The 9093-nt window shown below is 72.9% G+C and carries 10 protein-coding genes; 1 reads left to right on the forward strand and 9 read right to left on the reverse strand.

Going from position 1 to position 9093, the window contains the following annotated elements; translation table 11 throughout:
* Positions 1 to 54 precede the first annotated feature (54 nt).
* Genes E1286_RS28945 through E1286_RS28985 form a run of 9 tightly spaced genes read right to left on the reverse strand, consistent with a single transcriptional unit; the run spans position 55 to position 5982 of the window.
* Positions 55 to 471, reverse strand: a complete 417-nt coding sequence (locus tag E1286_RS28945; protein WP_246075278.1) for a pilus assembly protein TadG-related protein — start codon at positions 469 to 471, stop codon at positions 55 to 57.
* A complete protein-coding gene (locus E1286_RS28950; protein ID WP_132617456.1) occupies positions 468 to 860 on the reverse strand; it encodes a TadE/TadG family type IV pilus assembly protein in 393 nt (130 codons plus the stop codon). Before E1286_RS28950 ends, E1286_RS28945 begins: the two co-directional genes overlap by 4 nt.
* On the reverse strand, positions 857 to 1294 hold the full coding sequence (locus E1286_RS28955) for a TadE/TadG family type IV pilus assembly protein (protein WP_246075279.1): 438 nt from the start codon (positions 1292 to 1294) through the stop codon (positions 857 to 859). The genes E1286_RS28950 and E1286_RS28955 overlap by 4 nt, the downstream gene beginning before the upstream one ends.
* A complete protein-coding gene (locus E1286_RS28960) occupies positions 1291 to 1551 on the reverse strand; it encodes a hypothetical protein (protein WP_132617458.1) in 261 nt (86 codons plus the stop codon). Before E1286_RS28960 ends, E1286_RS28955 begins: the two co-directional genes overlap by 4 nt.
* Entirely contained in the window at positions 1551 to 2471 is a 921-nt protein-coding gene (locus E1286_RS28965) for a type II secretion system F family protein (RefSeq protein ID WP_132617460.1), read from the reverse strand. Before E1286_RS28965 ends, E1286_RS28960 begins: the two co-directional genes overlap by 1 nt.
* Positions 2464 to 3315, reverse strand: coding sequence for a type II secretion system F family protein (locus tag E1286_RS28970; protein WP_132617462.1), 852 nt, complete (start codon positions 3313 to 3315; stop codon positions 2464 to 2466). The genes E1286_RS28965 and E1286_RS28970 overlap by 8 nt, the downstream gene beginning before the upstream one ends.
* Positions 3316 to 3318: 3 nt before the next feature.
* Positions 3319 to 4614 (reverse strand): TadA family conjugal transfer-associated ATPase, encoded by a 1296-nt coding sequence (locus E1286_RS28975; RefSeq protein ID WP_132617464.1) that lies wholly within the window; start codon positions 4612 to 4614, stop codon positions 3319 to 3321.
* Positions 4611 to 5327, reverse strand: a complete 717-nt coding sequence (locus E1286_RS28980; RefSeq protein WP_132617467.1) for a hypothetical protein — start codon at positions 5325 to 5327, stop codon at positions 4611 to 4613. The genes E1286_RS28975 and E1286_RS28980 overlap by 4 nt, the downstream gene beginning before the upstream one ends.
* A 1-nt stretch (position 5328) precedes the next feature.
* Positions 5329 to 5982 carry a hypothetical protein gene (locus tag E1286_RS28985; RefSeq protein WP_132617469.1) on the reverse strand — a complete coding sequence of 218 codons (654 nt, stop codon included), beginning with the start codon at positions 5980 to 5982 and terminating at the stop codon, positions 5329 to 5331.
* Positions 5983 to 6280: 298 nt separating this feature from the next.
* Here E1286_RS28985 and E1286_RS28990 point away from each other — a divergent pair.
* Positions 6281 to 9093, forward strand: a 2813-nt coding sequence (locus tag E1286_RS28990) for an FtsK/SpoIIIE domain-containing protein (protein WP_281282765.1), incomplete at its 3' end; no start/stop codon positions are given.

Here is a 9093-nt window from a genome sequence, read left to right on the forward strand (position 1 = left end):
ATGCCTCAGAGGTCCCGCATCCATCGACCGGCGGGATTCGGTCTGGCTCGGGGGTTATCGCGCCTCGGGGCCGGCCACGGCCTCGCCGGTCATCTCGGAGCCGGGGAAGCCGAGCGCGCTCAGGAAGAACGCCTCCCACCGCACGCTCACGGTGACCGTCACCTGCGCCTGGCCCTCGCCGAGCGAGCATGCGCCGGGGCTCACGTCGTCCCCGCCCTGGGCCGCGACGATCTCGCCGGCCCTGGCGCACACCTGCTCCTCGCCGAGCAGCCGCGTCTCCCCCGTCTCACGCAGGTGGTCCTCGTCGATCACGTCCGCTCCGGCGCGGGCGGCCTGTTCGGCGACGTCCGCGGCGCGCAGCCTGGCGTTGATCGCCGAGCCGCCGTCCACGAGCAGCCCGGCCAGCAGGAACACGACCACGGAGAACAGGACGACGAACACCGACATGGATCCGCGCTCGCCGTCCCTCATTCCACTCTCCTGAACCGTTCCAGCGGCACCACGGCCGTGCCGGTCAGCTGCTTGGTGGCGTCGAAGCCGAGGAACGACAGGTCGAGCTCGCAGGTCACCTCGGCCTGCACGTGGCCGGCCCCCTCCCATTTCGAGCCGTCGAGGGAGACCTCGGACGACCGGCAGCGCTCCTGGAGCACGTTCGTGGTGATGGCCTCGGCCGCCGCCTCGGCCTCGTCGAACGACCGCTGCACCGACGCGGACCTGGCGGCGTCCCTGGCCGCCCCGCTGACCCGGCCCTGCGACTCCACCAGCACGCCGGCGCCGGTCAGGAACATGAGGAACAGCAGCATCAGCGGGGCCAGCATGACGGTCTCCACCGCCATGGAGCCGCGCTCGGGGTCGCTCATCGGCAGTCACCGCCGCCGTTGTCGGGGCGGAAGCACTCCACGGGCCCGCCCGCGGTCGCGGTGATGGTGAACGCCAGCTCGGGCAGCAGCGGGATGACCTGCACGGCGTTGCCGGTCACCGTGACGAAGCGCTCGTCGGGCTCCCGCTCGGACGTGGTGGCCGTGGCCTCGCGCAGCAGCCTGGGGCCGATCGTCCGCACGATGTCGGTGGCCTTGCCGGTGGCGGCGTCCTGCCAGGCGCCGGAGTCGAACGGGGACGCCCTGGCCACCCGCGCGCCCTCCCTGGCCGCCGCCTCGGCGACCTGGCGGCCGTGGAACCACAGGGCGACCTGCACGATGAGCAGCACGGCGGCGAGGATCACCGGCATGAGCAGCGCCAGCTCGATCGCCGTCACGCCGCGCTCGTCGTGCCGCCGCCGCTGCGCGGCTTTCACGGATTCTCACCACCGCCGCCGCCGCCGTCGCCGCCGCCTCCGGTGCCGCCACCGCCGAAGGACTGCTCGATCTCGGCCTGCTGCTCGACGACCAGGGTCCTGATCAAGGTGGCCAGGCCGAGCGCGACGCCCGCGATGATCGCGGTGATGATCACCCATTCGACGGCGGAGGCGCCGCGGGTGGGCGCCTCGCGGGCCCTGCGTACACGCTCTGCGAGGTATGCGGTGAGATAGACGATCCAGGGATGGTTCTGCATCAGACCCCCAACATCTTCATAGCGGCGGGAAAACTGAGAAAAATCACGAAACCGGCGCAGAGCAGGAGCTGCGCCACCAGCATCGACTGCGAACGCTCCCCCGCCCGGCCCTCGATCTCGGCCAGCTCGCGGCGGCGCAGCGTGGCGGCCCGCGCGGTCAGCGACGCGCGGACCTTGGCGCCGTCGTCGGCCACCAGGCCGAGCGCCGCCGACAGGTCGCGCAGCTCGTCGACGTTGATCTCCTCGCCGAGCTGCCCGAGCGCCTGCCACGGGGTGATGCCGACGATCCTCGCGCCGCTCAGGGCGTCGCGGATGCGGCCCATCGCCCAGTTGGGCTGCTCACCGCTGACCGAGACGGCCATCATCAGCGACTCGGGCACGCCGCGGCCGCCGGCCAGGTTCATGGAGACCAGGTCGAGAAAGGCCCCGACGACGTGCCGGAAGTCGCGCCGCTTGGCCGCGGCGTCCTTCTTGACCTGCAGGTCCGGCAGGAAGAAGAAGACGGCCGCCACGAGCAGCGCCGCCCAGAACGGGATGACCGGGGACGTGCCCCACTCCATGAGCACCAGCCAGCCCAGCAGCAGCGGGAACGCCAGCAGCCCGCTGGCCGCGAGCAGGACCTTGGTGGCCAGGAACGCCTCGAACGAGCGCCCCAGCAGCGCCAGGTCCGCCCTGGCCGAGCGCACCTCCCAGCCGCGGGCGCCGTACAGACGGGCCAGGCGGACGCCGAGGTTGCGGCGGAACGGGCTGACCTCCTCCTCCGGCAGCAGCAGCTGGACGCGGGGGGCGTCGGCGTCCTCCCGGACGGCGTCGAGCGCGAGCAGCCGCGCCACCAGGCCGGGACGGGCGGGGAAGAGCGCCCGCAGCAGGACGAACACCCCCAGACCGACGACAGCGCCGGCCAGCGCGCCCTCAACCATGGCTCTCGCCTCCTCCCATGAGCAGCCGTGCGGGCTTGTCGAACCTGGCCAGCCGCCGCATCCAGGCGAACCCGGCGCCGAACAACCCCGCGACGACGACGAGCACGGCCTGGCCGAGAGGGCCCTTGTACTCCTCGACGTAGTCGGAGTTGAAGACCACGAGCAGCCCCGCGAAGGCCAGTGCGGTGATCACCACGATCTGCACGCTGCGCCTGGTCGCGCGGCGTTCGGCCTCCACGCGGCGGCGCATGTCGAGCTCCTCGCGGGCCGAGACGGCCAGCGCGCCGAGCACGTCGCGCAGGCCGGGGCCGCGCAGCCGGGAGTTGAGGATGAGCGCGGCGACCACTAGGTCGGCCGAGGGGTCGTCGAGCTCGTCGGCGAAGAGCGCCAGCGCGTCCGGCAGCGCCATCCTGGTGTGCAGGCGGTCGACGAGTGCGCGCAGGTGCGGCCGGAGCGTCGGCGCGGCGGCCCTGATGGACGACGGGATGGCCTGTTCGAGGCCGGCGGCGCCGGCGATGGTGTCGCGCAGCGACTCCGTCCAGGCGGCCAGCCCTTCGAGGCGGTGCATGGCGGCGCGCTCCTCGGCGGCGCCGCCCGTGAGGCCGCGCCAGGCGAAGACGAGCAGCACCGTGCCCACCGCCATGACGGGCCAGCCGGTGACGACCAGCACCAGGGTGGCGGCCACCGCGGCCACGGAGGCGCGCGTGGTCAGCATCTTGACCAGGTGGCGCCTGGGCCGGGACGGACGGGGGCGCAGGCCGTACAGGGAGAGCCCGAGCAGGAACAGGCCGCCGCCCGCCACCGCGCCGGCCAGCAACGCCAGCGGGTCGATCGTGAACGGCATCCGCTACCACCCTCCCGGCAGGTAGCCGTGCGCGGCCAGCTCTTCCAGGCAGGACAGCGGGGCATGCGGCACGGCGATGCCGTCGGGGCCGGGCGCGAACACCTCGCTCGACAACACGCGGCCGTCGCAGCCGTTGACCTCGCGGATGCTGCTGACGTAGCGGCGCAGCTTGCCGCCGAGGTGGTAGTCGTTGCGCTTCTCGACGAAGACCACGAAGTCGATGGCGCCCGCGATGAGCATGTGCGTGGCGTCGATCGGCAGGCGTTCGCTCGCCTGGAGGGCGTAGGTCGAGATGCGGTTGAAGACCTCCATGCTGGAGTTGGCGTGGATGGTCGACAACGACCCGTCGTTGCCCTGGGTCATCGCGTTGAGCATGGTGACGATCTCGTCGCCGAGCACCTCGCCGACGATGACGCGGCTGGGGTTCATCCGCAGCGAGCGTCTGACCAGCTCGGCCATGGAGATCTCGCCCTGGCCCTCGGAGTTGGGCAGGCGCTGCTCGAACGCCACCACGTTGGGGTGGAGCTCGGGATACTGGTCGAGGCCGAGTTCGAGGGCGCGCTCGACGGTGACGAGCCGCTCGCCGGGCGGGATCTCGTTCGCGAGGGCGCGCAGCAGGGTGGTCTTTCCGGCGTTCGTGGAGCCGGCGATCATGAGGTTCTTGCGGGCGTTGACGGCCGCCGTCAGGAACCTCGCCACGTCGGGGCTGATCGTGCCGTTGCCGACCAGGTCCGACAGGAAAACCTTGCCCAGGCGGGCGCGGCGGATCGACACGGCCGGCCGTACGGTGACGTCCATGACGGCGCTCAGCCGCGAGCCGTCGGGCAGCCGCAGGTCGAGCTGCGGGTTCGCGGTGTCGAACGGCCGGCTCGACAGCCCCGAGTACGCCGCCAGGATCTGGATGAGCTCGATCAGCTCCTCGTCGGACTCGGCGACCGGGTCGTGCATCAGCTCCTGGCCGTCGGCGTAGCTGACGAAGACCCGGTCGCAGCCGTTGATGTCGATGTTCTCGACCTGGGGGTCGTCGAGCAGCGGCTGCAGGCGGCCGACGCCGAACAGGGCGGCGTGGATCCCGGCCGCGAGCGCCTCCTCCTCCTCGACGGTGGGCGGCGTGCGGCCGAGGCCGATCTCGCTGCGGGCGTGCTCCTCCAGCACCTGCGAGATGAGCGCGCGGGCGAACTGCCGCTCGTCCTCGCCGGTCATCGGCGGGATTCCGTTGGCCTGGTCGAGCCGGCGCTGATGGGCCAGGCGGTCGCCGACCTCCTGGCGGAACCGCTTGACGAGCGCGTGGTCGATCATCGGTGACTCACCAGCCTTGCCGCCAGGTCCCTGGCCGTACGGATGAGGAGGGAGCGGTCGAGGCGGCCGCCCCACTGGCCGCGCAGCAGCTCGGCACCCTTCGGGTCGTACGCCAGGCCGTGCACGGACTGGACGAGCGGGCCGACGATCCTGCGGACGTCCTCGACGGAGGCGCGGTAGGTGCGCGGGTCGGCGATCACGACGACGCCGTGGGCCTTGCTGATCTGGAGGCGTTCACGCAGGTGGGCGACATGGTCGAGGGTGGCCCTGGTGAGCAGCACGACCTGCTCGGCCTCCGCCGTCAGGTCGCCGATCTGCGGGTGGGCGCCCAGGCGGCCGCAGTCGGCGATCACGTCGGCGTTCGGGATGGCGGCCAGGGCGCGGCCGAGCGGGCCCCACAGCCAGGTGAGGCCGGCGGCCTGCTCGCCGTGCGTGAGCCCGACGAGCACGTCGAGCCCGCCGACGATCTTCTGGGTGTGCTGGTGGATCTGGGCGGCCTCCAGGCCGCGCCGCGCGGTGGCCCCCAGCGTGAGCAGGCCCCTGCCCGGGTTGAGCACCCCGCCGTCGGCGGCGGGCAGCCGGTAGGCGAGGTCGCCGCCCGCGGGGTCGCATTCGGCCAGCAGCACGGGCCGGGGCCAGACGGCCGCGAGGGCGGTCGCGGCCGTGGTCACGCCCGGCGCGCCCTTGTCGGCGGCCAGTACGATCAGCGCCACGTCAGCCCGCCCCCGTGACCTCGGCCACGGCGATCTCCCCGGTGGAGGCGAACGCCACGATCTCCGGCGCCGCGGCCGCGTCGACCACGATGGTCAGCCGGCCGGAATCCTCCCCCGTGGTGTGGACGAGCGCGTCCGAAGCGAGGACGCGGCTTTCTCCCTGACCTGACCGGGTCGGTACGAATATCACCTGAACGCGGTCGCCCTCGCTCACGCTCGCCGGCATTTGTCCGGCCTTGAGCGACAGGCCGACGATCGCCTTTCCTGGGCCGAGCTCACTGCTGGCCGGATTGACCATGTCTCTCGTCAGCAGAGTGCCGGGCAGGATCGTGACGGCCGCGAAACCTTCGGTCACACTGTCGCGGGCCGACCATGGGACGAGGTCGATGCCGTTACTGGCGATCTGCACCTCTTCGAGGTCGCGGCCCGTGAACTTCTGACCCGCGCCGACCTGCTGGGTGACGCGGACGACGGAGACACGGTCGCCGCTGCGCAGGACGAGCATGGTCGTGGCCAGAGCGCCGCCGAGGATGAGCAGGACGGCCAGCGCGGCCAGGGCCGGCTTGCGTTCTCTGGGCGGCACGGGGAGCTTGCGCGAGGCCGGGCCGGACAACCCCGCCGCCGCGTTGACGGCAGGCTTTTCACTGGTCCTCATGGGTGGGGGGCTCCCGAAGTGAATTGCGGAATTCACGCCATTATGTGGGGCTTGCGATGAACGCGGTGGCGGAATTCGGCGACCCATGCTCGTTTCGCAGGTGACATCGTGTCAACCAGAATTCATTGATGCCTATTGTTTCTATCAAGTTGACGGTTCCCAACTTTTCCGGGCAACGCCTCTTGAATAACATCTGCCCCTTTTCTCACACGACCCATGCCGTTGCCGTCAACCGGCGCACCCGGCGCCGTTCTCGGCGCTACTTTGGGCGGCCCGAGTCGACCGAGGGGACGGCACCATGCGGATCATGCTCACCGTGCTCGGCGGGCAGGGCGATCGTGACGTCGTGATCGACGGTGACGACGGCGTGACGGTGGAGCGGGTGAGCGAGGCGCTCGGCGACGCCTCCGGCGCCGCCGGGCCGCTGGCCACCGTGGTCCGGCTGCCCAGGGCCAGGGCGCCGTACGGGCTGTCAGGGAGCCATGACCGGGACGGCGATCGGGCCGCAGGCGCCCGGGTGCCGCGTCCGCGCAGGCCCGACGGGCCGCCGGCGCTCTGGCGCGACGGCCGCCCGCTCGACCCGCGCGCCCCCGCCGCCGCCGTGCTGCGCGACGGCGACAAGGTCACGCTGGACGCCCGCCTGGCCCGCGCCACCGTCGTCGAGGAGCCCGGCGGGGTCGCCGAGGTGCGCGTGGTGGGCGGCCCGGCCGCCGGGGCGGTGCACCGGCTCGGGCTGGGCGTGCACGTCATCGGCTCCGACCCGATGTGCGCGATGGCGATCGACGACCCCGCCCTGGCCCCCGAGGCGGTCATCGTACGCGTGACGCCGGAGTCGATCACGGTGGAGCGGGCCTGGCGGCGGCCCGGAGAGGCCCCCAAGCTCAGGCTCAAGGGGCGGTGGGCCGAGGAGGTCGCCGAGCTGACCGCCAGGACCGCCGAGCGCGAGGCCGCCGAGCTGGCCACCGGCCAGGACGACGTGCCAGAGCTCGACGGCAAGCCGCTCGACGAGCCCGCCGAATGGCCCGACCAGGCCGTGCTGACCTGCGGGTCGTCGGTGTTCGTGCTGACCTCGATCGAGCCGAAGGACGCCCACCTGGCGCCGCACGGCGAGGGCGGCGTGGCCTACAACCGGCCGCCCCGGCTGCGCCGGCCCGAGCCCCAGCGCAGGTTCGTCCGGCCGAAGGAGCCGACCAGGAACGAAGGGATGCGGCTGCAGCTGCTGGCCGCGTGCCTGCCGGCCGTGCTCGGACTGACACTGGCGATCGCCCTGCAGCAGTGGTACTACCTGCTCGTCGCCTTCATGACGCCGGTCATCATGATCGGCCAGTGGTGGAGCGACCGTCGCCACGGCAAGAAGAAGCACCGGCAGGCGCTCAAGGAGCACGCCGTGAAGCTGGAGGAGTACGACGAGGCCGTGGAGCGCGCCCGGGTCGCCGACGAGGCGGCCCGCCGCTCCGACGCACCCGACCCGGCGCAGGTGCTGCTCACGGCCACCGGGCCGCGCCGGCGGCTGTGGGAGCGCAGGGTCCACGACTCCGACGCGCTGCGGCTGCGGGTCGGGCTCGCCGACCTGCCCGCCAACCTGGAGCTGTCGGAGGAGCAGGGCGGGCCGATCCAGCCGCCGATCTGCCGTTCCGTGCCGGTGGCGCTGCCCATGCGCCAGCTCGGCGTGGCCGGCGTCACGGGGCCGCGCGAGGCCGCGGCCGGCCTGGCGAGCTGGCTGATCGCCCAGGCCGCCACCCTGCACAGCCCGCGCGACCTGGCCATCGTCGTGGTGTCCGCGCACCCCGACGGGGAGCGGCGGTGGGGCTGGGTGCGCTGGCTGCCGCACTGCGCGCCACGCGGCGGCGAGGACTGCGTGGCGCTGGTGGGCGCCGACCCCGACTCGGCCGCCCGCCGCGTCTCCGAGCTGGCCGCCCTCATCGACGAGCGCCGCAACACCTCGCTGCCCGACACGGCCAAGATCCCCACCGGGTGGGACGACCTCGGCGGGCCCGAGAAGCCCGCGTTCTCCGCGTACGACGTGCGCCCCTACGACGTGCTGGTGATCCTCGACGGCGCCCAGGTGCTGCGCGGCCTGCCCAACATGCCGCAGGTGCTGCGCCAGGGGCCGCGTTGCGGCGTCTACACCCTGGCCCTCGACGAGGACCAGCGGCTGCTGCCCGAGGAGTGCCAGACGGTGGCCGACTGCGGCTCCGACGGCATGGTACGCCTGCGCGGCGGCGGGCTCGACGTCATCGGCCCGGTCCTCGGCGACCTGGTCTCGGCCGGCTGGTGCGACCGCCTGGCCAGGGCGCTGGCCCCGATCCGTGACGTGAGCAGGGACGACCCCGGCGGGAACCTCCCCGACGCGGCACGCCTGCTCGACCTGCTGGGCATGCCCGTCCCCTCCGCCCGCGACCTCGCCGCCCGGTGGCGGGACCGGGGCACCACCGAGGCGCTGATCGGCATCGGCCCGGACGGCCCGTTCTCGGTGGACCTCAGGCTGGACGGCCCGCACGGCCTGGTCGCCGGCACCACCGGCGCGGGCAAGTCGGAGCTGCTGCAGACGCTGATCTGCGCGCTGGCCGTGGCGAACCGGCCCGACCAGCTCACGTTCGTGCTGATCGACTACAAGGGCGGCGCGGCCTTCAAGGAGTGCGTACGCCTGCCGCACACCGTCGGCATGGTCACCGACCTCGACGGACACCTGACGCAGCGGGCCCTCGACTCCCTGGCGGCCGAGCTGCGCCGCCGCGAACGGCTGCTGCTGTCGGCCGGGGCCAAGGACATCGAGGACTACACCGGGCCGGGCATGCCGCGGCTGGTGCTGGTCATCGACGAGTTCGCCGCGCTGGTGTCCGAGCTGCCGGACTTCGTCGCGGGCCTGGTGGACATCGCCCGCCGGGGGCGTTCCCTGGGCATCCACCTGATCCTGGCGACCCAGCGGCCCGCGGGCGTGGTGACGGCCGACATCCAGGCCAACACGTCGTTGCGGATCGCGCTGCGGGTGACCGAGCCCGCCGAGTCGGCCGACGTCATCGACCAGCCCGACGCGGCGCACATCTCCAAGTCCACGCCGGGCCGCTGCTATGTGCGGTCCGGGGCGGGGGCGGCGACGGCCGTGCAGAC

Source organism: Nonomuraea terrae (assembly GCF_004348995.1).
Lineage (GTDB): Bacteria > Actinomycetota > Actinomycetes > Streptosporangiales > Streptosporangiaceae > Nonomuraea > Nonomuraea terrae.